General features: G+C 34.1%; 25 protein-coding genes and 1 riboswitch. Of the genes, 13 read left to right on the top strand and 12 right to left on the bottom strand.

Features of this window, described 5'->3' with window-relative positions; genetic code table 11:
• The first annotated feature begins 17 nt into the window (after positions 1–17).
• The 4 genes from D2K60_RS16170 to D2K60_RS16155 all read left to right on the top strand — a co-directional run bounded on the left by D2K60_RS16170 (position 18) and on the right by D2K60_RS16155 (position 2,312).
• The gene (locus D2K60_RS16170; protein WP_117169412.1) at positions 18–1,076 is read left to right on the top strand and encodes an AbrB family transcriptional regulator; all 1,059 of its coding nucleotides are present in this window, start codon (positions 18–20) and stop codon (positions 1,074–1,076) included.
• 77 nt (positions 1,077–1,153) lie between these two features.
• Positions 1,154–1,363 (top strand): DUF6501 family protein, encoded by a 210-nt coding sequence (locus tag D2K60_RS16165; RefSeq protein WP_117169413.1) that lies wholly within the window; start codon positions 1,154–1,156, stop codon positions 1,361–1,363.
• 93 nt (positions 1,364–1,456) lie between these two features.
• Positions 1,457–2,002 (top strand): histidine phosphatase family protein, encoded by a 546-nt coding sequence (locus tag D2K60_RS16160; RefSeq protein WP_117169414.1) that lies wholly within the window; start codon positions 1,457–1,459, stop codon positions 2,000–2,002.
• Between the two features lie 70 nt (positions 2,003–2,072).
• Complete coding sequence (locus D2K60_RS16155; RefSeq protein WP_117169415.1) at positions 2,073–2,312, top strand: indolepyruvate ferredoxin oxidoreductase subunit alpha; 240 nt, start codon at positions 2,073–2,075, stop codon at positions 2,310–2,312.
• Positions 2,313–2,367: 55 nt separating this feature from the next.
• On the opposite strand, the gene D2K60_RS16150 is transcribed toward D2K60_RS16155, so the two are convergent.
• On the bottom strand, positions 2,368–2,646 hold the full coding sequence (locus tag D2K60_RS16150) for an acylphosphatase (RefSeq protein WP_117169416.1): 279 nt from the start codon (positions 2,644–2,646) through the stop codon (positions 2,368–2,370).
• 90 nt (positions 2,647–2,736) lie between these two features.
• On the opposite strand from D2K60_RS16150, the gene D2K60_RS16145 reads away from it, so the two are divergent.
• The 8 genes from D2K60_RS16145 to D2K60_RS16110 all read left to right on the top strand — a co-directional run bounded on the left by D2K60_RS16145 (position 2,737) and on the right by D2K60_RS16110 (position 12,141).
• The gene (locus tag D2K60_RS16145; RefSeq protein WP_117169417.1) at positions 2,737–3,711 is read left to right on the top strand and encodes a P1 family peptidase; all 975 of its coding nucleotides are present in this window, start codon (positions 2,737–2,739) and stop codon (positions 3,709–3,711) included.
• Between the two features lie 92 nt (positions 3,712–3,803).
• Positions 3,804–4,730 carry a peptidase U32 family protein gene (locus D2K60_RS16140; RefSeq protein ID WP_117169418.1) on the top strand — a complete coding sequence of 309 codons (927 nt, stop codon included), beginning with the start codon at positions 3,804–3,806 and terminating at the stop codon, positions 4,728–4,730.
• A gap of 15 nt (positions 4,731–4,745) precedes the next feature.
• Positions 4,746–5,978 carry a peptidase U32 family protein gene (locus tag D2K60_RS16135; protein WP_117169419.1) on the top strand — a complete coding sequence of 411 codons (1,233 nt, stop codon included), beginning with the start codon at positions 4,746–4,748 and terminating at the stop codon, positions 5,976–5,978.
• 139 nt (positions 5,979–6,117) lie between these two features.
• On the top strand, positions 6,118–7,662 hold the full coding sequence (locus tag D2K60_RS16130; RefSeq protein WP_117169420.1) for an FAD-dependent oxidoreductase: 1,545 nt from the start codon (positions 6,118–6,120) through the stop codon (positions 7,660–7,662).
• Between the two features lies 1 nt (position 7,663).
• On the top strand, positions 7,664–8,428 hold the full coding sequence (locus D2K60_RS16125) for an alpha/beta fold hydrolase (protein ID WP_162880732.1): 765 nt from the start codon (positions 7,664–7,666) through the stop codon (positions 8,426–8,428).
• Positions 8,429–8,538: 110 nt separating this feature from the next.
• Positions 8,539–9,687, top strand: coding sequence for an NAD-dependent epimerase/dehydratase family protein (locus D2K60_RS16120; protein ID WP_117169422.1), 1,149 nt, complete (start codon positions 8,539–8,541; stop codon positions 9,685–9,687).
• A gap of 17 nt (positions 9,688–9,704) precedes the next feature.
• Positions 9,705–10,841: a glycosyltransferase family 4 protein gene (locus D2K60_RS16115; RefSeq protein WP_117169423.1), complete on the top strand. Its 1,137-nt coding sequence runs from the start codon at positions 9,705–9,707 to the stop codon at positions 10,839–10,841.
• Positions 10,842–11,556: 715 nt separating this feature from the next.
• The gene (locus tag D2K60_RS16110) at positions 11,557–12,141 is read left to right on the top strand and encodes a YdhK family protein (protein WP_117169424.1); all 585 of its coding nucleotides are present in this window, start codon (positions 11,557–11,559) and stop codon (positions 12,139–12,141) included.
• Between the two features lie 42 nt (positions 12,142–12,183).
• On the opposite strand, the gene D2K60_RS16105 is transcribed toward D2K60_RS16110, so the two are convergent.
• Positions 12,184–12,363 (bottom strand): hypothetical protein, encoded by a 180-nt coding sequence (locus tag D2K60_RS16105; protein ID WP_205418589.1) that lies wholly within the window; start codon positions 12,361–12,363, stop codon positions 12,184–12,186.
• 303 nt (positions 12,364–12,666) lie between these two features.
• Between D2K60_RS16105 and brnQ the strand changes: the two genes are divergently transcribed.
• Entirely contained in the window at positions 12,667–14,004 is a 1,338-nt protein-coding gene (gene brnQ / locus D2K60_RS16100) for a branched-chain amino acid transport system II carrier protein (RefSeq protein ID WP_117169425.1), read from the top strand.
• A gap of 123 nt (positions 14,005–14,127) precedes the next feature.
• On the opposite strand, the gene D2K60_RS16095 is transcribed toward brnQ, so the two are convergent.
• The 10 genes from D2K60_RS16095 to D2K60_RS16050 all read right to left on the bottom strand — a co-directional run bounded on the left by D2K60_RS16095 (position 14,128) and on the right by D2K60_RS16050 (position 21,791).
• Positions 14,128–14,976 carry an HAD-IIB family hydrolase gene (locus D2K60_RS16095; protein WP_117169426.1) on the bottom strand — a complete coding sequence of 283 codons (849 nt, stop codon included), beginning with the start codon at positions 14,974–14,976 and terminating at the stop codon, positions 14,128–14,130.
• A 201-nt stretch (positions 14,977–15,177) separates the two neighbouring features.
• The gene (locus D2K60_RS16090; RefSeq protein WP_117169427.1) at positions 15,178–15,735 is read right to left on the bottom strand and encodes a class I SAM-dependent methyltransferase; all 558 of its coding nucleotides are present in this window, start codon (positions 15,733–15,735) and stop codon (positions 15,178–15,180) included.
• Positions 15,736–15,837: 102 nt separating this feature from the next.
• A complete protein-coding gene (locus tag D2K60_RS16085; protein WP_117170357.1) occupies positions 15,838–16,395 on the bottom strand; it encodes an isochorismatase family protein in 558 nt (185 codons plus the stop codon).
• A 93-nt stretch (positions 16,396–16,488) separates the two neighbouring features.
• Positions 16,489–17,043 carry a GNAT family N-acetyltransferase gene (locus tag D2K60_RS16080; RefSeq protein WP_117169428.1) on the bottom strand — a complete coding sequence of 185 codons (555 nt, stop codon included), beginning with the start codon at positions 17,041–17,043 and terminating at the stop codon, positions 16,489–16,491.
• Positions 17,044–17,176: 133 nt separating this feature from the next.
• Positions 17,177–17,371: an LURP-one-related/scramblase family protein gene (locus D2K60_RS16075; RefSeq protein WP_117169429.1), complete on the bottom strand. Its 195-nt coding sequence runs from the start codon at positions 17,369–17,371 to the stop codon at positions 17,177–17,179.
• A 447-nt stretch (positions 17,372–17,818) separates the two neighbouring features.
• Positions 17,819–18,400 carry a GNAT family N-acetyltransferase gene (locus D2K60_RS16070; protein WP_420818821.1) on the bottom strand — a complete coding sequence of 194 codons (582 nt, stop codon included), beginning with the start codon at positions 18,398–18,400 and terminating at the stop codon, positions 17,819–17,821.
• A gap of 286 nt (positions 18,401–18,686) precedes the next feature.
• Positions 18,687–18,824 carry a YpzI family protein gene (locus D2K60_RS16065; protein WP_117169430.1) on the bottom strand — a complete coding sequence of 46 codons (138 nt, stop codon included), beginning with the start codon at positions 18,822–18,824 and terminating at the stop codon, positions 18,687–18,689.
• A 58-nt stretch (positions 18,825–18,882) separates the two neighbouring features.
• Positions 18,883–19,866 (bottom strand): HD-GYP domain-containing protein, encoded by a 984-nt coding sequence (locus D2K60_RS16060; RefSeq protein WP_117169431.1) that lies wholly within the window; start codon positions 19,864–19,866, stop codon positions 18,883–18,885.
• Positions 19,867–20,001: 135 nt separating this feature from the next.
• Positions 20,002–20,097, bottom strand: a riboswitch (cyclic di-GMP riboswitch).
• 130 nt (positions 20,098–20,227) lie between these two features.
• On the bottom strand, positions 20,228–20,944 hold the full coding sequence (locus D2K60_RS16055) for a YwaF family protein (RefSeq protein WP_117169432.1): 717 nt from the start codon (positions 20,942–20,944) through the stop codon (positions 20,228–20,230).
• Between the two features lie 64 nt (positions 20,945–21,008).
• On the bottom strand, positions 21,009–21,791 hold the full coding sequence (locus D2K60_RS16050) for an alpha/beta hydrolase (RefSeq protein WP_117169433.1): 783 nt from the start codon (positions 21,789–21,791) through the stop codon (positions 21,009–21,011).
• Between the last annotated feature and the right edge of the window lie 9 nt (positions 21,792–21,800).

Raw genomic sequence — 21,800 nt, 5'->3', positions numbered from 1 at the left:
TTGAGAGAAGGATTTTTATGATATTACCTTACATAAAACGTTTAGGAACAGGTTACCTAGTGGGTTTCGTTATTGGCTTATTATTTATGTGGATACAGGTTCCGTTGCCTTGGATATTAGGACCATTAGTAGGTATTTTTATCGTTCAATTATTTACACAAGTAGAGATGCAAGCTTCTTTACCATTACGTAAAGTAAGTTTCACGATTATGGGTATACAGATTGGAACGACATTCACTGCTACGACCTTTACTGATATATTGCCTTATATTATCCCTTATGAATTTTTTACTCTTTTGTTGATTGCTATTAGTTTAGTAGCTTCCTATTTATTAGCCAAGTGGTTACCTATTGATCCTATTACAAGTATGCTCGGTAGTATTCCTGGCGGTTTATCGGCAATTATTGCATTAAGTGACGCAGTAAAGGGTAATACTGGATTAGTAACTATTTTTCATACCATTCGTTTATTATCTGTACTACTGATCGTTCCCTTTGCAGCAACACATTATTTTGTACCAGTTAATTCAACTGTATTACAGTCAAATGTTGTTGAGAACCAAGGTTCAATTTGGACAGCAATCTTGTATGTGGTGATTTATTTTATTGCTTTAGCATTTGAGAAAAGACTACCTGCAGGATTGGTTATTATTCCAATGTTACTAGTTGGTGCTTTACAAATACTGCCGATTCAATTATTTATCTTGCCAAATGGATTCTATATTTTTGCACAACTTACTTTAGGAATTTACTTGGGTTGCTCTATCTCTTTGAAAGATATACAAAAGGCAGGGAAATTCGCTTTGTTTTATTTCTTACTATCTGTTTTGCTAATCGTTGTGGCAGGTAGTTTTGGCTATTTATTCAGCATGTATACAGAGGTGGATCTAGCTACTGCAATGCTAAGTTTTGCTCCCGGAGGTTTAGTTGAAATGGCTTTAACTGCTCAGTCAGTTGGCAGTGATTCCTCTATTGTTAGTTCATTACAAACGATTAGATTACTAACAATTGTGCTACTCGTGCCAGTTATCATTCAACTTATTTTACCAAAGTTTGTGCAATCTAGAAATCAATAGCTTATTTTTTAATAGAAAACGTGATAAACTAAGAGAGTATCGTACTGTTCTTAGAGATAGAAGAAGGGAGTGCAAACATGATCCACTTAAATTGGGAAAATAATGTTACAGTAAAACAAATCAAATGTGTACATGCAGATGCAAAAAAGTTTGTTGTAAATCATGTCTTAACACCTGAGAAAATTTATGACGTTAAAAATGAAACAGATGAATTTTATTTTATAGTAGATAATACAAATCGCGTTGGTGGCTTTAGGAAAGAGTATTTCACTGAAAAAATAATTTAATCATAAATAAAACAAAATAGACCTACTGATCAGACTTGTGTTCCCATTACTTACGTATGAAAATATACTGAACCCTTTTTAGGAGATGATGTAGTGAAACAACTTATAATAATTCGTCATTGTCAGGCAGAAGGGCAACATAAAGATTCACCATTAACGCAAAGTGGCGTTAATCAAGCACATCGTTTAGCGGCATTTTTAAATAAACAACCAATTAAATTGGACAGGATTATATCCAGTCCATTTATGCGGACAATTGAAACAATTAAACCTTATGCAGATGAGCACAATATTTCAATTGAACAGGATCGTCGCTTACAAGAAAGAATACTGAGCGATGAACCAATAGATGACTGGATTGATGTGTTGGAGACATCATTCTCTGACCTTGATTTTCGATTGCCTGGTGGTGAGTCGTCCAATGATGCACTAAAAAGAGGTTTAGAAGTCTTACAACAAGCTCTAGAAGATGAGGAACATGAGCAAATTGCTATTGTGACACATGGCAATTTATTAACGTTATTACTTTCACAATTCGAAAAAGAATTTGGTTTTGTTAATTGGAAGACGTTAACAACTCCTGATGTTTTTGTTATTCAAAAAGAAGCAGACGTTTATGCAGTTGAGCATATATGGTAAAATATATTGGGTCAAATTTATATTTGTGATATGATAACAGAGTAGTTATGTTTTAAAGGAGGAGTATTTTTTGGCTTTTGTAATAACGTCACCATGCATAGAAGAGAAAGCAGGCGAATGTGAAGAAGTTTGCCCTGTTGATTGTATAGAAGAAGGGAAAGATATGTTTTATATCGATCCAGATATTTGTATTGATTGTGGAGCGTGTGAAGCGGTTTGTCCGGTAGAAGCAATCTTTATGGAAGATGAAGTTCCAGATAAGGAACATGAATATATCGCTTTAAACCGTAAATTTTTTGAAGAAAAATAAATAGTATAGATAAAAAGCCACGTATTTCATAATTTGAAAATACGCGGCTTTTTATCTATACAACTTTAAAATTCTGATAGCCTTTTAAATCTTGATATGTCGTTAGTTCTACATGATCTACTGTAATAAACTTTCTTGGACCTTTTTTAATTAAATCAATAAATTTATATAAGGTTTCGACTTCAGCTTCAGCTTCGATTTCTACTCTTCCATCAGCTAGGTTCTTCACCCATCCGTACACATCCATTTCGGTTGCCTTCATTTGAGTTGTAACACGAAAACCGACACCTTGTACTACGCCACTAACAAGCATGTGTGCACCTAATTTATTCATATTCTCACCCCATATCAGTTGTTATTTAACTATTTACTTTATATCATCAATTTAAACTAATTTTTATAAAATATCGAGGAGGAACTTTTGATGCATAATGAAATTACTATAAACGAAATAGAATCATTTAAAATTGGTCATGCCCAAAACGAGCAAGCAGCTACTGGTTGTACGGTGATTATTTCTGAGAATGGAGCAATTGCAGGTGTTGATGTTCGCGGTGGTTCACCTGGTACAAGAGAAACTGATTTATTAAAATCAGAAAACATAGTTGATCAAGTCCATGCTGTTTTTTTGAGTGGCGGGAGTGCCTATGGTCTAGATGTTGGAACTGGTGTAATGCGCTATTTAGAAGAAAGAGAGATAGGTTTTGATGTCCAAGTTGCAAAGGTACCGATTGTACCAGGTGCAATTCTATTTGATCTAGCAATTGGTGAAGCGAATATTCGTCCTGATGCGGCAATGGGTTACCAAGCGTGCTTAAATAGCGAAAATACGCAAGACCTGTTGCAAGGGAATAGTGGCGCTGGCATGGGAGCAACTGTTGGGAAATGCCTTGGACCTTCTTACAGTATGAAGGGTGGAATTGGGACCTATGCTGTGCAAATAGGAGACTTAAAAATTGGTGCTATTATTGCAGTCAATAGCTTTGGTGACATAATTGATCCAAGAACAAACGAAATACTAGCCGGTGTATTTGACCGAGAAAAAGGTATCTATTTAAATACCGAGAAACAGTTATTAAATCAATTAGAGAAGGCAACGAATCGTTTCTCAAGTAATACGACAATAGGTACCATACTAACAAATGCTAAAGCAACGAAAGCAGAGATGAACAAAATAGCATCTATCGCTCATGATGGTATGGCAAGGACGATGCGACCTTCTCATACTTTAGTCGATGGAGACACGTTATTCGCGATGACTTCAAACCAAGTTAAGGTGGATTTAAATATTGTTGGTATGCTTGCAGTAGAAGTAGTAGAACAAGCGATTATACGTGCTGTTAAGCAGGCAACTTCTTTATTTGGTCAACCCAGCTATCAGGAAACAAACCAAAAGTAAATAAAAAGTATGTTTAATTGTGACAAATATCACTGATGGAATTTTAAACAGTATTCATAATGTAATGTAGACTGTATTTTTGAGGTGAAAACATGGATAAATTGTATCAACCAGAGCTACTTGTAACAGCAAGAGATATAACAGAAGTCAAAGCTTTAGCTAACGCAGGAGCCGACGCAATCATTATTGGACATCAACACTACGGGTTACGTGTAGCAGGCGATTTTTCAATAGCTGATATTGCGGAAGCGACTAGCTACCTGCATCAAGCGAATAAAAAAGTGTACATTTTAGTAAATGCTATTTTTCATAATGCAATTTTAAAAACCTTACCGCTTTATATAAATCAGTTAGCCGAGCTGCAGGTCGATGGAATTATTTGTGGTGATCCTTCGATTTTTACTGTTATGGAGGAATTAGAGCATAAAATTCCGATTACATGGAATCCAGAAACACTCTCAACTAATTATCAAACATTAATGTATTGGCATCAGAAAGGTATAAAACGTGCGATTTTATCTAATGAGTTAGCATTAGATGCAATCAAAGAGATAAAGAAAGAACTTTCCTTTCCTATTGAGGTGCAAGTACACGGCATGACATGTATTTTTCAATCTAAACGAAAACTTGTTCGCAATTATTATTCACATATAGATCTTCCATATGATCCTGATCTGTCCTTTCACTTAAAAGAAACAAAAGAAGAAGATACACATTATCCTGTCTACGAGGATGAGAATGGCACGCACATTATGAGTAATGAGGATTTATGCATGATCGATCAGTTAGAACACGTGTTGGATACCAAGATGGATGGCTTACGTATTAATGGCTTGCTACATAGTAGGTCTTACAATATAGAGGTAGTTGCAATGTATCGAGATGCAGTTGATACGTATCTTGAAGATCCGGTAACGTACCATTTGAAAAAAGTTGGTTGGAAGCAAAAATTATATAAAATTCAACCAGAAGCGCGAAAGTTAAATACAGGTTTTTATTTCAAAGAACAGATATATTAATAAGAGGTGTCTATCATGGATAATCATACAAAACATAAAAAACCGGAATTGCTAGCACCCGCAGGTAATTTAGAAAAATTAAAATTCGCGATTCACTATGGTGCAGATGCTGTTTATATTGGTGGAAAACAATTTGGCTTACGTTCGAAAGCGGGAAACTTTTCATTTGAAGATATGAAAGAAGGCGTTGCTTTTGCCAAACAATATGGAGCGAATGTTTACGTTGCAGCTAACATTATTGCACACAACGAAAATTTAGAGGGTGCACAGGCGTATTTCAAGAAGTTATATGAAGTTGGTATTGCTGCGGTTATTGTTGCTGATCCTGCTTTAATTCAAGCATGTAAAGAAGGAGCACCTGAATTAGAAATTCATATTAGCACGCAAGCTTCAATTGTCAACTGGCGCACTGTAGAATTTTGGAAAAAGGAAGGTATCCCACGCGTTGTATTAGCACGTGAAGTTACACTTGAAGAAATAAAAGAAATGAAAGAAAAAGTTGATATAGAAATTGAAACATTTATTCATGGTGCGATGTGCATTTCTTATTCTGGACGATGCGTATTATCCAATCATATGACTGCAAGAGACGCAAACAGAGGTGGTTGTGCGCAATCTTGTCGCTGGAAATATGATTTGTTTGAAGATGGTGTCGATGGTGCTGTTAGTATTACAGATAAAACAGAAGAAGCTTATACAATGAGCTCGCAAGATCTAAGCATGGTAGAACATTTACCAGATTTATTAGCTGCCGGTGTCGATAGTTTGAAAATTGAAGGTCGGATGAAAAGTATTCACTATGTAGCAACTGTTGTGAATGTCTACCGTAAGATTATTGACACGTATTATGAAGATCCAGAGAACTATCAGTTAGATCCAGAGTGGGTAGACGAGATATGGAAAGCGGCACAGCGTTCTTTAACGACTGCCTTTTATTACAATGAACCGACTGAAAAAGATCAATTATTTGGAAAACCAGATCGGATTCAAAAATATGATTTCTCTGGACTTGTCTTAGATTATGACGAACAGACACAGATTGCAACGATCCAACAACGAAATAGTTTTGCTGTTGGTGATGAAATTGAATTTTTTGGTCCGAACTTCTATCATTTCAAACAAAAAATAACTGAAATATGGGATGAAGATGGACAATCCATTGATCGTGCCAAACATGCGATGATGCTGACAAAAATTAAAGTCGATCAGCCATTACGCTATTACGATATGATGCGAAAAAGCAAATAAACTTAGATAAGCGCCTATAACTCTTTAAAAAGAGATATAGGTGCTTTTTTCTGATGTGAGTAAATTCAAGTCTTTTTTTTACATGAATCTAACCTTACTAGTGAATAATAAACGAAATGAAGTATAGGAGGTTTGGAAAATGAATGAAAAATCATATCAGGTGCCCACTGAAACAGCATCATATTGGAGAAATACTGCTGCTTTTCCTGGATTTACACAATTAACAAAAGACATAGAGGTGGATGTTGCTATTGTAGGTGCTGGAATTACTGGTATTACAACTGCATATCTTTTACGCAATGAAGGTTATAAAATAGCACTACTAGAAGCTGATACGATTTTAAGTGGTACAACGGGGTATACAACCGCAAAAGTAACTGCACAACATGGGTTGATTTATCATGAATTAATCCAACACTTTGGCGAGGAGAAAGCAAAATTATATTATCAAGCCGCAATAGACGCAAAACAGCAGATAAAAGACACGATAGTAAAGCATAATATTTCTTGTGAATACGCAGAAGAAGATGCGTACATTTACACAAACTCACAAAACGAGATGAAGGCTATAGAAGATGAAAATAATGCCTATCAGAAATTAGGTATTGAAGGTGAGATCGTCACTGAAATGCCGTTAGATATACCGATGAAGTCCGCATTAGTAATGAAAAACCAAGCACAATTTCATCCCTTGCAATATTTAAATCATTTAGTTAAAGCGTCAACAGATAATGGTGTAGCTATTTATGAACATACAACTGCAACAGATATAGATTTTGGAGAGAATCCAACAATTCATACAAAAGATAAGAAAAAAATAACGTGCAAACACGTTGTAATGGCATCGCATTATCCTTTCTATGATAAAAAAGGGTTATATTTTTCTAGGATTCATCCTGAACGTTCTTATTTAATTGCTATTACAGCTAATAAGAAATTCCCTGGTGGTATGTACATTAATGCAGAGCAACCAACAAGATCGATTCGAACAACGATGGATGAAGGGGAGGAAGTATGGTTAATTGGTGGTGAAAGGCATAAAACAGGACAGGAAAAAGAAACTAATGATCATCATGTAGAATTGGAAACATTCGCGAATCAGAATTTTGGAATAAAGGACTACAAATATCGTTGGTCTGCCCAGGATTTGACTACAATAGATAAAGTCCCATATATTGGAGCGGTAACAGCAAATGAACCGAATGTACTTATTGCTACAGGTTATCGTAAATGGGGAATGACTAACGGAACTGTAGCTGCGATGATACTGTCAGATACTATTCGAAATAAAGAAAATCCGTATACATCGTTATTTAAGCCGTCACGATTTGACTTCGATCCTGATGTAAAGAATTTTATTAAAGAGAATTTCGATGTAGCTAAACATATGATTAAAGGTAAGTTAGAAATTCCTGAAGACAAATTAGATGAAATTGAACAGAATAAAGCGGCCGTTATTCGTGAGAAAGGAAAAAGAATTGGCGTTTACCGTGATGCTACAGGAAAGATACAACATATAGATACAACCTGTCCACATATGAAATGTGAGGTTAATTGGAATAAAGCAGAACATACATGGGATTGTCCTTGTCATGGATCACGTTTTACAATAGATGGAGAAGTAATTGAAGGTCCAGCACACAAACCATTGCAAAAACTACCAACTAATGAAGAGGGGGAATGAAATGGAATCTGTAACATACGATGATACTATCGTTTACTACGATAGCATTGGGAAAGGATTGCCGATTCTATTTATTCACCCACCAGGTTTAGGTAGACGTGTATTTGATTATCAGAAAAAACTCGCCGATGAATTCCATTTGCTACTACCAGACTTTAGTGGACATGGCAGTTCTATTTCAACATTAAGTGCAGATATTGTTAACCAATATGTTATTGAAATTAACCAGATCTTATTAAAAGAAAATATAGAGGAAGTGATTATATGTGCGTATTCAGCAGGTGGCACGATAGCACAGGCTTTTGTTCATTTGTTTCCTAAAAAAGTAAAAGGGCTCCTTATTTCTGGAGCTTATCCGAAAATAGGTTCTTTAGGTTTAGATTTTATGTATAAGTTTGGGTTATATATGGTTAAAAAGAATCCTGAAAAATTAGCGAAAATTTTGGCGTTTAGCAATGCGAGAAATAAGGTATATAAAGGTGTACTATTTGACCATACAATGAAAACCAATATTGATCATTGGTATGCATATTATAAGGATACGTATCACTATGATGTGAGAAATTGGATTGATGGTATTAACTGTCCGAGCCTTTTCACATATGGGCAGCGCGCTTATTGGATCAACATGCATAAGAAGTATTATCAAAACAATCCGAATATAAAATTCACTTTTGTTTCAAATGCGTTTCATCAATTACCAACAAAGAATTGGCTATCATTTAACCAGCTTATCAGGCATTTTATGCAAATCCATTTTAAATAAAACAATACGCATAAAGTTCTGACAATAAGAATATTCAGGCTTTTCATTTTTAATTTTATTTTTTTTATCTTATACTAAGAGAGATCTATAAAAGATGTAGGAGGGAAACTATGAGAATAGTAGTAGCAGGGGGAGACGGATTTTGTGGTTGGCCAACAGCATTATACTTATCAAAACAAGGCCACGAAGTTTCTATTTTAGACAATTTAGTTCGAAGGAAAATTGATGAAGAATTACATTCGAATTCAGTAACACCTATTGCCACTTTAGAAGAACGTGTAACAAAGTGGCAAGAGCTAACAGGAAATGAGATAAAGATATTTGTTGGCGACTTGAATCATTATGATTTCCTAACGCAAGTATTTAAACAAACAAATCCAGACGCATTTGTTCACTTTGGTGAACAGCGGTCAGCACCATACTCCATGATTGATCGTGAACATGCTATCTATACACAAACAAACAATGTAATGGGGAACTTGAATGTTTTATATGCAATTAAAGAATTAGCACCTGATTGTCACCTCATCAAATTGGGAACGATGGGCGAATATGGTACACCTAATATTGATATAGAAGAAGGTTACTTAGAAGTTGAGCATAATGGTCGTAAAGATACCGTACCATTTCCAAAACAACCAGGGTCCTTTTATCACTTGTCTAAAGTGCATGATAGCCATAATATCATGTTTGCTTGTAAAGCATGGGGCATACGAGCTACAGATTTAAATCAAGGTGTTGTTTATGGATTACATACAGATGAAACAGGATTAGATCCTATCTTAAATAATCGTTTAGATTATGACGGTGTATACGGGACAGCATTGAACCGTTTTCTAATACAAGCTGTAACCGGTCATGATTTAACTGTTTATGGAACAGGAGCACAAACACGTGCTTTTCTAAATATTAAAGATACAATTCGTTGCGTTGAAATAGCAGTAAATAATCCAGCCGACAATGGTGAGTTTCGTGTATTTAACCAGTTCACAGAATACTTTACTGTTCAAGAATTAGCTGAAAAAGTAAAACGAGTTGCGAATCAATTAAATCTTAAAACACATATCGCACACATAGAAAATCCAAGGGTAGAAACGGAAGAACATTATTACCATGCAGTAAATACAAAATTAAAGTCATTAGGACTAGAACCAAATTTGCTAACAGATCACGTATTAACAGAAATATTGGAGAAAGTAGTAGAACATAAAGATCGAGTAATTAAAGAAAATGTATTACCTACTATTTATTGGAAGTAACAAAGGAGCATGTTGTTTTGAAAATAGTTATCGTCACAGAAACCTTTTTGCCTTCAATAGACGGAGTAGTAACCAGGCTAACAGCAGCAATTAAATATTTGCGTCAACAAAATCACGAAGTAGTCGTAATTGCGCCAGACTTAGGCGTTTATGAATATGAAGGTGCGATAATTGAAGGTGTAAAAGCAACAACAATGCCTTTTTATCGCTATCGTCCGTTTGCACTACCACAAAGAAAAGTTAAAAAATTATTACAAAAGCATGATCCAGATCTTGTTCATGTCGTTAATCCAGCATTAGTTGGTGCAACAGGCGTGTATTATGCTAAAAAGTTAGGCTATCCGTTAATTGCATCTTATCATACACATGTTCCGAAATATTTAGACTATTATAAACTATATAAACCAATGAAACCTATCTTTTGGAGCTATGCACGTAAATTACACAACATGGCGGAGATAAACTTATGTACATCTAAAGCAATTCAAGAGGAACTGATCGAAAAAGGTTTTCATAACGTTCAATTATGGAAACGTGGTGTTGATATTGAAAAATTTCATCCGAGTTTTAAGGATGAATCGATGCATCGTCGTTTGTCTAATGGCCAAGTAGACAAGAAATTATTAGTTTTCGTAGGAAGATTGGCTGCAGAGAAGGAAATTCATAAATTAAAACCGTTATTAGATACACGTGATGATGTTTGCTTAGCAATTATTGGCGATGGTCCAGCTAGAGAGATGTTAGAGCGCACATTTGAAGGAACAAATACAGTATTTACGGGATTTATGCAGGGAAAAGAACTTTCAGCAGCATTTGCATCAGCTGATGCATTGATTTTTCCATCCGTAACAGAAACCTTAGGATTAGTAATATTAGAAGCAATGGCTACAGGTTTACCCATAATAGCAGCAAAAAGTGGCCCAACAATGGAACAAATTAAAGATGGCCAAACAGGTTTTTTATTTGAAAATGAAAATATACCAAGCCTAATTGCTGCTATTGAAAAATTAGATAATGAAGAAACGTATGACCTATTAAGTATAAACGCACGAAAAGAAGCCGAAAAATTCAGTTGGACTGAACCATCGCAGCAATTAGTAGATTTTTACGATGCATTATTAGTTATGAGTGAATCCCATAAACTAGCAAAATAAATTATATTCTGTCTCACTATCTGAAGAATACTTAGTTATGAGACGGAATATTTAATTTTACTAATGACTTCCGATAATATATATTATGTAAACTAGAATCAAATTTTACTTAATTTGATTGTGTCCTCTGATATTTCTATAATATCGTTACTTTGGGATATCCTCTTCACACTCTTATAATATTGTTTATTTCTATTGATGTTTTTTGCCCTGCTTGTCTATTACTATTTATCTTTAATTTTTCGACAATGCAACATTTGTATAAACTCGAAAAACCTTAGAGAACTAAAACACTAACTGTATATTTAATCTGTTAAATCTTAAATATAGTAAGATTTTACTTGTGAAGAATATAGAGATAAGCAATAGAAACAAAACCTTTTTCAATATACCCACCCTTTCGTACATATACTTCTTTTTTAAAACTTTAGAATTTTATGTATCTATTATATGTAGTTTAAACTTTCATGTCCATATTTTTCTTGATAGCGTAGAAAATAAATAAGAAATTGTTAATAAATTCATTATTGCAGGTACCTGCAATCGTTATTATTACAACAAATCCTATAATATAATGACAGTTGACTAACCCTCTCCCGTTTATTTTGTTGTATTGTTACTTACTATGATAATATTAATATCTGTCATGATCTGCACACATAAACTGCAAATTTAAAGGGTATATTAATAATTAAACGAAATTGGAGGACTAAAAATGAATCGAATCAAAATTATATTAGCAATTGTTTCATTGTTTGCTGTATTTATAGTATCAGCTTGCACTAACGAACCTAATGACACGGATTCTGAAGAGAGTATGGAACAGGCCACAGAAGATAATACAGAAGGTTCCCATTCCAGTATGAATCATTCTGGTTCTGGTGAAATTCCAGATGGCTTAGAGGAATCTGAAAATCCAACATATGAAGTTGGAAGTAAAGCAATCATTGAAGCTGATCATATGGAGGGCATGAAGGGGTCGGAAGCTACAATTGCTAGTGCTTTTGATACAACGGTCTACACAGTGTCTTACACTCCAACAACAGGTGGAGAACCAGTGGAGAATCATAAGTGGGTCATTCATGAAGAATTAGAAGCTCCCGGTGATGCACCATTGGAAACAGGTACTGATGTAATCTTAAATGCAGATCATATGGATGGAATGATGAACGCAAAAGCTACAATTGATTCAGCAGAAGAAACAACTGTTTATATGGTTAATTATGTTCCAATAACTGGTGGAGAAAAAGTAACAAATCATAAATGGATTACAGAAAGTGAATTAGTATCCATTGAATAAATTGTTAAAGAGCGTATTCAGAATTGAATACGCTCTTTAACTTTAGGATTCATTAATAAATCGCTTAATAGAAAAGCGAGAAATATCTATTTCATTCTTACCTGAGATAATTAAATCACTTAGGACTTGTCCCACCGCACTACTAAATTTAAAACCATGACCAGAAAAACCTGCTGCCATTCCCATTGAACCTGCCCCAATTATGATCACATCATAGTCCATACCATTTAACCTCCATAAATAATGCTAGTATTCTTCACTAATTTTACCTGCCATTATATTGACCAGTTAAAAATCCCAATCTTAGATAAGATTCATAAGTAAAGTATTAAAAATAGCCTCTAATACTATCAAAAAACAGATCATATTTTGTCACTTTTGTTAAAATACTAAATCAATATTTGATATTGTTAGTAGTATCATGGAACGTTCACATAATATCTATTGTGTCATGAACAAATTATTGTTACTATTATTTATTGTCGATAAAAGAATTTGAAATTTACAACTAGAAGGAGTCATATAATGCAACAGAGAATACCCTTTTCAACCTATGCAGTCATTGGTACCATGTTGTTCGGAATTTTCTTCGGTGCAGGAAATTTAATTTTCCCTATCCAATTAGGACAACTTGCTGGTACTAACTTTTGGTCAGCGTTAATTGGTTTTTTAGTAACAACAATTGGTTTACCCTTTATGGGAATCTTGGCAATTGGCTTGTCTGGAAGTACTGGACTGCGTGATTTAGCTAGTCGTGTACATCCAATTTTCGGTATTACCTTTAGCCTAGCTCTTTACTTAACTATTGGTCCATTCTTTGCCATCCCACGTACGGCTAGCGTTCCTTTTGTTGTAGGCTTGCAACCATTCGTTAATCCAGCACAAGCCGGATTATGGTTAGCGATTTTCAGTTTTTTGTTTTTTGCTATTGTCTATTATTTTTCTTTGAATCCTGCAAAAATCGTTGATTATATTGGTAAATATTTAACACCTGCTTTTCTTATCTTCCTATTTTCTTTACTTATAGTTGTGCTACTCAAGCCGATGGGTACTTTTGGTAATCCGATTGGAGATTATAAGGATTTTGCATTTATGACTGGATTTAAAGAAGGTTATAACACGATGGATGCACTTGGCTCACTGGCGTTCGGTATTATCGTAATAAATGCAATTAAACGAAAAGGAATTACAGATACAAAAGCGATTGCAAATGCAACATGGAAGTCTGGAGTTTTTGCAATGGGGCTTATGACAGTGATTTATGGGCTGATTGCGTATACTGGAGCATCAAGTGTATCCGTCATTGGAACACCTGAAAATGGTGGTCTTATCTTTGCTGCAGTAGCGCAACACTATTTCGGACCGTATGGTGCGATTTTATTCGCGATTATTATTGTCCTTGCGTGCTTAAAAACAAGCATTGGACTTATTACCGCTTGTGGTGAATTCTTTCACGAAACTTTCTCTAAAATTAGCTATAAGACATTTGTGCTAATATTATGCCTTGTTTCATTTATAGTTGCTAATTTTGGCTTAAATAATATTATTCAATTTTCTATACCAGTATTAATGTTTTTATATCCTTTAGCGATTGTTCTTATTTTGTTAGGTCTTTCCTCCTCTTTATTTGCAAACAAGAAAGAGGTATATAAAGTATCGATGTTTCTAACTTTTTTCGTTAGTATCATTGATGGATATCATGCTTTAGCAAATAGCATACCTGGAGTAAGTCTTTCGTTCTTTGAATCGATAAGGGAATTCTATCTTCTGTATTTGCCATTTTATGAAATAGGGCTTGGTTGGATTTTACCAGCATTAATTGGAGCAATCATAGGATTACTTTGGCCAACAAGACAACGTTGAGATGAGATTGTTTACTATTTATAAAATAATTGACTAGAAACGTTCAACTTATTTATATAACTATCATTTAGAGGACCTGCATTCTATCAAAGATAGCATGCAGGTCCTCTTTTAGCTCTTTTATTATGTAATATTTGATTTCAAAATACTAATAATTCCTTGTGCATACTCACCAACAGTGACTTTAGAATGAGCTGCCTTTGCCTCTTTGGTTGCATTTTCAACCAAATAACCATGTTTGACAGCTTTTAACATCCTTAAATCGTTTCCACTATCTCCAAATGCAAAAGTATTTTCGTGCTGTACATTGTATTTATCTAACATAAATTGAACAACCTTCTCTTTCCCTGTACCTAGTGGAATAAAATCTACATCATAACTATCTTCTGGATCACCTGCAAGTGGATTGCAACGGTTAATATTTACCGCTATACCATACTTTTTGCATACCGTTTCAATAGTTAATAAATTTTTCTTGTCAGACAACTCATTTTGCTGTTGATAATAAAAATTACGTTTATAACGGGAACTGCCAAGCTGTGTTTGAGGAGACAAGTAAATTTTGTCTAACTCTTGTAAATGGTTTAAGATATACTCTATTGTTTTTTCTGTGAATACACTATTATTCAAACGGGAATTCCAGTCTGAATCCTGTTCCCCAAAATGCTCTTCTGTATAATAAGTGATTTCTGTCCCTAAATTACTGGCTATAAAATGAGGCAAATATCTAAATTTACCTCTATTTAGTTTCTCTAAAATGGACGCACTATCACTCCCTGTAACCCAGCCTACGATAAGTTCACCGATTTTACTTTTCTCCGCTAAATAATCTTCAAGTTCATATATGTATTGCTCTCTAACCTTGTTAAGTTTATGTGGATAATACGTTTCATCAAAATCGCAAAATACAATCTGTTTTGGATTCTCTACATTTGAAAATAAATTGAATTTGGCTATTTCACTTGATAACATTGATTAACTTCTCCTTTATTCAATCTGTTCTTCTATTGTGGAGTCTGAATATGGTGACTAGTTCAAATTTGAGTTTTATAGAGGTAATTCACTAGACTAGATAGACTCATTGGTTCTCTACTTTAAGTGTACATCCTCACAGTTTGTGTTGCCTTGTACTTTTATTCAAAAGAGATTTGATAATTAAGAATTAACTTGTCATCAAGGCTTAACAGCATCTATTATAAGTGAAACAAAACCCAGCGTACCATTTTTATTTCGATGGTCAAAACGCTTTGAACGGTATATGTATCCGTTCTTTTCTTCCCAATTGATAAAGTGAAAATCACCGTTCTCATCACAATACTCCAAAAGCGTAACTTTAAAACCAGCCTCTTCAAACATAGAACTTAGTGTCTTATAATTATATAAACTCTTATGGCTTGATGCTGGATGGTTTTTAGGTCCAGGTCCTCCTACCTTTACTATATCCTGATAATCCTTATCAAGGAAAAAACCATCAGGAACAGCACAACGTATGTAACCGCCAGGCTTTAAATATGCATAACAAATCATTGCAGCTTCTATTCCTTCTTGATAAGTTAAGTGTTCCCAAACATGCTCGGCTAAAATTGCTTCAAGCGAACGAGGAGAAAACGTATTCTGCCAGTCTTCACTTCTTAATAAATTCAGTTCATTTTCTTGAGTTTGAATCCATCCAGGATTGTTATCGTGTTCCCCTGCACCAATAACAACCTTAAGATTTTCATTAAATACCATGTGACACCAGCCTATTCTCAAAATGGTAGTCTTGCTTTTTGATTTTACAACTTATTAAAAAGGATTCTTTCACAAATTCATATTAAGAATTTGATTTTAATTTTATCGATAGGAATTATGTGTCGGAGTGAACAAGTCTTCTTCTGTATTTCTTACAATTGAAAAATTCTCAACATTGTAGTGTCCATGAAGTGTTTCGTTATGATGTTTGATGATTTGTTCAGCACTTAAAACAGCACTGTCTGTTGTTGTATGTCCATCCCCGACTAACGTGACATCCAATCGATTAATAGTGGCTGTTCTGACTGCACTATCAATACAATGTTCGGTTGCACAACCCATTACAACAACATGTTCAATTGCTTGAGCATTCAAGTGGTTTAGAAGTCCTGTACCATGAAACGCATTCGTTGCAAGTTTATCGAAGAACTTTGCATCCTTAGGCTTATTAATTGCTTCATGAACTTGAAAACCTTTGCCTTTACCACCTGCGACCTCTAAGTCTCTTACAAAAACAATCGGAACTTTTAAGTTACTAGCTTTTTCGATCACTAAATTGATATTTGTAATAAGTTGTTCTTTTTGGAAAACAGCACTTTCTTCTTGATTCCCTTCAATTAATTCTTGTTGCGCATCAATGATTAATAAAATTTGATTCACATGATTTCCCACTTTCATATTTTAAGAAACGTTTAATTTAAATAGACTTGTACCTCTTGAATTTTTTTTACGAAATTAAACAATGAAAAATAGTTAATCCCATCCATCTTTAAATCTCGCCATCAAGATGGTGTTGTAATAGATCCCGTCAGAAAGTAGTTTATCTCTTTTTAAGATACCTTCAATCTCAAAGCCGAATTTTTGATAAAGTTTAATTGCTCGACTGTTTCCTTCCATCACACGTAGATTGATTTTTTTGATATTATTGTTGTCTGCCCATGTTATTGATTGCTTTAATAGATTTTTCCCAATTTGATACGCCCAAAATTCTTTTAGTACACAGAGCCCAAATGTGACATTATGATTAAATCTATGTAATGGATTCCCTTGACATCTTGAATATCCGATAATTCGATTATTAACTGTGGCAACTAAAAATAGATTTCTAGCATTTTCATTATCTATTTTAATAATCTTTTCAAAACTAGTAATATCTAAGTATCCTTCTCCTCTTATTCTGTCAAGATTTTCTGTTTCTCCATCAATTTGCAGCCGTAAATCTGATAAAGCTTTGGCATCTTTAGTTGTTGGAGATTTAATCGTGTATGTTAGTTCATTTACAGCGAAATTTTCTTCAGTGATTTTCATAATTTAACCTGAACTCGCTTTCTAAATTTGATATTGCTACCCGATCGCGCTCTTTTAATACTTTATAACTACGAAATGGATCTGCTGACGTGTAAAGTTTATTGGTATGACTCTTACAAAAGACAAAGTCGCCTTATTTCTCACGTTTAAAGTAAAAATGAGAAGCACTTAAGAATCCAATTATAGAAAGAAATGTGATTATTAAGATTGGAATGAAAAGAAAACTACCTTTTATAACATACTTATCTCGTTCAACTTCATCCTTTGCATTTATAGTGAAATTTCCACCCGAGATAAATATTTTCTGTTTAAGATATACTTTATTCATAGAATCCTCCTATTCATACTTGTTTATAAACATTTCCAAAAGTAATACTCAAGTTACTGGTCTGATATGCCATTAAATTAGTCACCGCATCAGCACCTGAAAAATAAGTAAAAGGATTAAGGATTAAGATGGATGATGGAGTGTAACGTTTCTAATGATTTAAATGCCATTGACGACCCTATAAGGTCTCTTAGCTAGCGCAGGATCTACCTAAGCAGTATTACGCTTAGCAAAAAAAATCAATAGAAAAAGTACCTTTACTTTTTTGGTGTGTTATTTTTATTGTTCTTTTTGGATTGGAGTGCTTTATCATATTCTTCGTATTTATAGTAAAAATGAGAAGCGCTTAAGTAGCCGATTATTAAAAGAATTGTGACTGTTAAGATTATAAACCAATTAATAATTCCACCACCTTTAAAATAATTATTGGCAATTCATTTTCTAATTTTAGTAATTACCTAATATACCTTCTAGTTTTTTCTTAACTAATTCCCAATCATTCTCAATAACACTGTAAAACACAGAATTCCGGTAGGTTTTATCCTCGCGTATCATATGATTTCTTAATATGCCTTCCTTTACTCCACCGATTTTTTCTATCGCTTTTTGTGATCTAATATTTCTTTCATCGGTTTTAAATTGAACTCGTATTAGTTTCAAGGTTTCAAAGCAAAATTTTAATAACAAGTATTTACATTCTATATTCACATGTGTTCCCCATACAGTTGGAGAGTACCAAGTCCAACCGATTTCCAAACTTTTATTAGGATGCGAGATGTTCAAAAATCGTGTAGAACCTACAATTTTATTCGAATTACAAAGTATAACAACAAAGGGGAACTCTCTTCCGCTATTTTTATTTTCTAATGCATCTTCAACAAAGAACTTCATATCATTTTCGGTTTGTATTGTTATGGGTAAATGACCCCATATCATTGGATCGTTCCCAATGCCATATAACCCCTGTATATGATGCTTTTCCATTGGTACAATTCGTACTTTCTCGCCAACTAATTCATCAAACACAATTTTTAATCCTCCCTGAATCAAAGCTTATACTTACATTCCCAGTATAGGAACTGTTCAGATCAGAAACTTGAATAATTAAGTTAGAAAAACCATTCCAATAATTCTGTTTTAACTCTTAAATTCATCTATTCTCGTTTGTCTTAAGAACTATCGATCATAATAATCATTTTAACATAAATATCCAATAAATCGTTTTTTTATTTCGTTTCTTATACAACAAAAAGCACTTTTCTGTAATAAGAAAAGTGCTTTGAAATCTATTATGTTTCGACGTTGTTATGTTTTCTTATTTCCCATCATTCAGTTTTCTGCCTTCTTCAGGACTAGACATTTTTGTTGCTCCCGCTTTACCTAGATCTTGATCTCGATCGGATTCAACACGGCCACTTTCTCTTAATTTCTTTTCTTGACGGTCTTTTCCCACTTTAAACACCTCCTTACGATAAGATGAGTTGTTTAAAGGGAATTTATTCAAAGTTTATCTATACAGCGGATTCAAATGGTTTTATCATAAAAGTGGGATTATCTATTAAATCTATCACTTTTTCGTTTGAAAGCATCTTTATCATCGGTCGATGGAAATGTTTATTTATTTCAGTAACAATTGCCGGTTGATTATGATTAATTAGTACTTTCGTTCCTGGTGGATAAGTCGCGACTGATTGACTAAAAGCAGTTACAATTTTGTACGAATAGATATGATCTGACGTAGCCATGATTGCCTCCATAGCATCATGAGGTGGAACTTTTTCTTTTACTATCAAATTATCGTATCGGTTCGCTACGGCACAAATTTGAGCGATTTCTAAAAAGTCATTATCCTTTATTTGTCGTGGAAAACCTTTTCCGTCTAATGTTTCGTGATGTTGATAAGCAATATGTGCTGATACAATACTAAACTGACTAATATTTCGCAAAAATTGGAACCCCAAATCAGGATGTTTCTTCTCATCTGCATCTATTGCTTTACCGATATCGTGTAGCAATGAGCCAATTGCTAAATCCCTAAGTTTTAGATCGTTATAGCCCATTTCTTTAGCTGTTAATAAAGCAAGGATTGTTACGTTAACCGCATGTGCATAAGGCTGCAATTCCTTTGTCATTGTTCCCGATGGAATAAGTATAAGTGTTGGTCTATGTTTTACTTCTTTAAGCAATATACCTGCAACTTGCTGAATGGGTTTTAATTCAGGTGTCTTTTTATTCATCGCATATTCATAAAAAGTTTTAACTGCTTGAATTGCATCCGTCCATGTAGGCATATCAAGCATATCTTCAATTGTAATCCCTTTGGATACTTCATCCTCTATAAAAAGAAAGTTAATGCCCATATTCTCTAGTCTAGATTGTATTTTAGGATCGATTGTTCGACCAGTTGCGAGTAATATACGTTTGTTCGAATCATAAATTGGTTTAGCAAGTATCATACTTTTGTTGTCATACTCTGAGATATTAATTAGTCTCATGTTTACACCTCATTTTTATAATCTATAAATACTAATTAATATAGACCTATTCCCATAACTATTAGCTATTCGATAAAAGCGTATAAAAAAAAGCTATCACAAATAAATGCATAGCCAAAATAAAGGTTCATGTAATTTGGTGGTCTGGCAATCAATAGTTCGGCTATTAAGCCGTACCTTAGACCCATGACTTTGCGTCCTATTTTTTCAAATAGTTTGCCTTTTTCGTGATATTCTATTTAATTACTGTCTTTTATTGATACTTTAGTACTATTTTAAGAATAGCGTATTTATGATTATATTTCAACATATTTCGACATTTATTTAAATAGTAACAGGTGCATGTTGCTTACAATAACATTCAAATCTTTTTTGAACTAAATTTAATTTCAACTAGATATAAAAGAAAAAATAATGTGAAGGCAACAACTTCAAACGATAAAATATACCATGGATACGGTCCTAAAAAGTCAATTATACTTACATTGCTAGGCTTTCTTGATAAGAACATATAGTTTGAGCCTATGATTTGATTGATGATAAATACAAATCCAGCTATTATATTAAGCGTGACAAATGCTTTCATAACGGATTTAATAGTAGGTTTAAATCCTTCAATCCATATCATATAAAAACAGGATAGTATGATGGCTATGTGGACGAAGAAAAATTGAAAGAATCGCAAATGTGGGATACCGAAAAAAAGTTCTGGAGTGATTACGGCAATAAATGCCCCGATCATACTCACAAAAAAAGCTACTTCGAATACCTTATAACTCCTTGTCAGTAACATAACAGCACATAAATATAAGGAGATTGAACACAATTGCAACGGTAAATTGATGATCAGATCCCACTTATCATGAAGTAGATACCATAATTGAAAGAAAATTTCTCCAACTATTAAAACACCAAGTAAAGTATACTTGACATGTTTCTTATACTTTTCTTTTATGTTATCTCTGTAAAAATACATCCATCCTATCAAAACAAATGTTAACAGCATCATACTAATATGGGAAAGAGAAAACAATTGAAATGGATAATCTATCTGATTAAAACGAAATAACTCACCCATTTTATAATCTCCTCCCTCTAAAAAATGCATTATCCGAATCTATTTGAAATAATATTTAAAAATTTTAAAATCCTCTTTTTCTTAGCCACATTTCACAGGCGGAGGTCCACCATTTAACATCTTCCAATTCATCCGCAAGTCCAAGTCCGTGTCTTCCACTCTCAAAAACATGTAATGCATGAGGAACTTTATTCTTACTTAACGCACTAGATAGCTGGAGACTGTTCTCTACTGGAACGGCATCATCATCTGCCGTATGCCATATAAAAGCAGGTGGTGTATCAGCTTTTACATGATTTTCAATAGACATCAAATCTACTAAAGAATCAGCAGGATCTTCACCTAGTAAAGCCTTTTTACTTCCTTCATGGGTGAATTCACCCATTGAAATAACTGGATAACAAAGTACCATTAGGCTAGGGCGACTACTGTGACGCTCAATTGCATCATCGGCATTAGGATTACCCGTATCATAATGCATCCCTGCTGTCGCTGCCAAATGCCCACCTGCAGAAAAACCTAATATACCAATTCGCTCAGGGTCTATATTCCACTCTGTTGCATAATGACTTACAGTGCGAATAGCACGTTTAGCGTCTTTTAAAGGTGTCGGATGTTGATGAGGAGCTACACGGTAATGTAATACAATTGCTGCTATGCCAATTTCATTGAGCCATTCTGCAATTGGTGATCCTTCGTGTTCTGCACGATGTGTATACCCACCACCTGGACATACGATAATAAGGGGTGTTGGTCTATCTTGGTTCAACAAATAAGGTGTAAAACTAGGAACATCTTCATCTATTGCATTTAACTTTCGTTCTACATCGTATAGTGATAATAGCATTTCTCCTGC

This window comes from Paraliobacillus sediminis, from assembly GCF_003426055.1.
Note: the sequence above shows the minus strand (reverse complement) of the source record. Positions and strands in the feature narration are given on the sequence as shown.

Excerpts from the sequence above, each read along its gene's own strand:
- D2K60_RS16170 (WP_117169412.1), top strand. The coding sequence starts at position 18 with ATGATATTACCTTACATAAAACGTTTAGGAACAGGTTACCTAGTGGGT.
- D2K60_RS16165 (WP_117169413.1), top strand. The coding sequence starts at position 1,154 with ATGATCCACTTAAATTGGGAAAATAATGTTACAGTAAAACAAATCAAA.
- D2K60_RS16150 (WP_117169416.1), bottom strand. The coding sequence starts at position 2,646 with ATGAATAAATTAGGTGCACACATGCTTGTTAGTGGCGTAGTACAAGGT.
- D2K60_RS16145 (WP_117169417.1), top strand. The coding sequence starts at position 2,737 with ATGCATAATGAAATTACTATAAACGAAATAGAATCATTTAAAATTGGT.
- D2K60_RS16140 (WP_117169418.1), top strand. The coding sequence starts at position 3,804 with ATGGATAAATTGTATCAACCAGAGCTACTTGTAACAGCAAGAGATATA.
- D2K60_RS16135 (WP_117169419.1), top strand. The coding sequence starts at position 4,746 with ATGGATAATCATACAAAACATAAAAAACCGGAATTGCTAGCACCCGCA.
- D2K60_RS16130 (WP_117169420.1), top strand. The coding sequence starts at position 6,118 with ATGAATGAAAAATCATATCAGGTGCCCACTGAAACAGCATCATATTGG.
- D2K60_RS16125 (WP_162880732.1), top strand. The coding sequence starts at position 7,664 with ATGGAATCTGTAACATACGATGATACTATCGTTTACTACGATAGCATT.
- D2K60_RS16120 (WP_117169422.1), top strand. The coding sequence starts at position 8,539 with ATGAGAATAGTAGTAGCAGGGGGAGACGGATTTTGTGGTTGGCCAACA.
- D2K60_RS16110 (WP_117169424.1), top strand. The coding sequence starts at position 11,557 with ATGAATCGAATCAAAATTATATTAGCAATTGTTTCATTGTTTGCTGTA.
- D2K60_RS16105 (WP_205418589.1), bottom strand. The coding sequence starts at position 12,363 with ATGGACTATGATGTGATCATAATTGGGGCAGGTTCAATGGGAATGGCA.
- brnQ (WP_117169425.1), top strand. The coding sequence starts at position 12,667 with ATGCAACAGAGAATACCCTTTTCAACCTATGCAGTCATTGGTACCATG.
- D2K60_RS16095 (WP_117169426.1), bottom strand. The coding sequence starts at position 14,976 with ATGTTATCAAGTGAAATAGCCAAATTCAATTTATTTTCAAATGTAGAG.
- D2K60_RS16090 (WP_117169427.1), bottom strand. The coding sequence starts at position 15,735 with ATGGTATTTAATGAAAATCTTAAGGTTGTTATTGGTGCAGGGGAACAC.
- D2K60_RS16080 (WP_117169428.1), bottom strand. The coding sequence starts at position 17,043 with ATGAAAATCACTGAAGAAAATTTCGCTGTAAATGAACTAACATACACG.
- D2K60_RS16075 (WP_117169429.1), bottom strand. The coding sequence starts at position 17,371 with ATGAATAAAGTATATCTTAAACAGAAAATATTTATCTCGGGTGGAAAT.
- D2K60_RS16060 (WP_117169431.1), bottom strand. The coding sequence starts at position 19,866 with ATGAGACTAATTAATATCTCAGAGTATGACAACAAAAGTATGATACTT.
- D2K60_RS16055 (WP_117169432.1), bottom strand. The coding sequence starts at position 20,944 with ATGGGTGAGTTATTTCGTTTTAATCAGATAGATTATCCATTTCAATTG.
- D2K60_RS16050 (WP_117169433.1), bottom strand. The coding sequence starts at position 21,791 with ATGCTATTATCACTATACGATGTAGAACGAAAGTTAAATGCAATAGAT.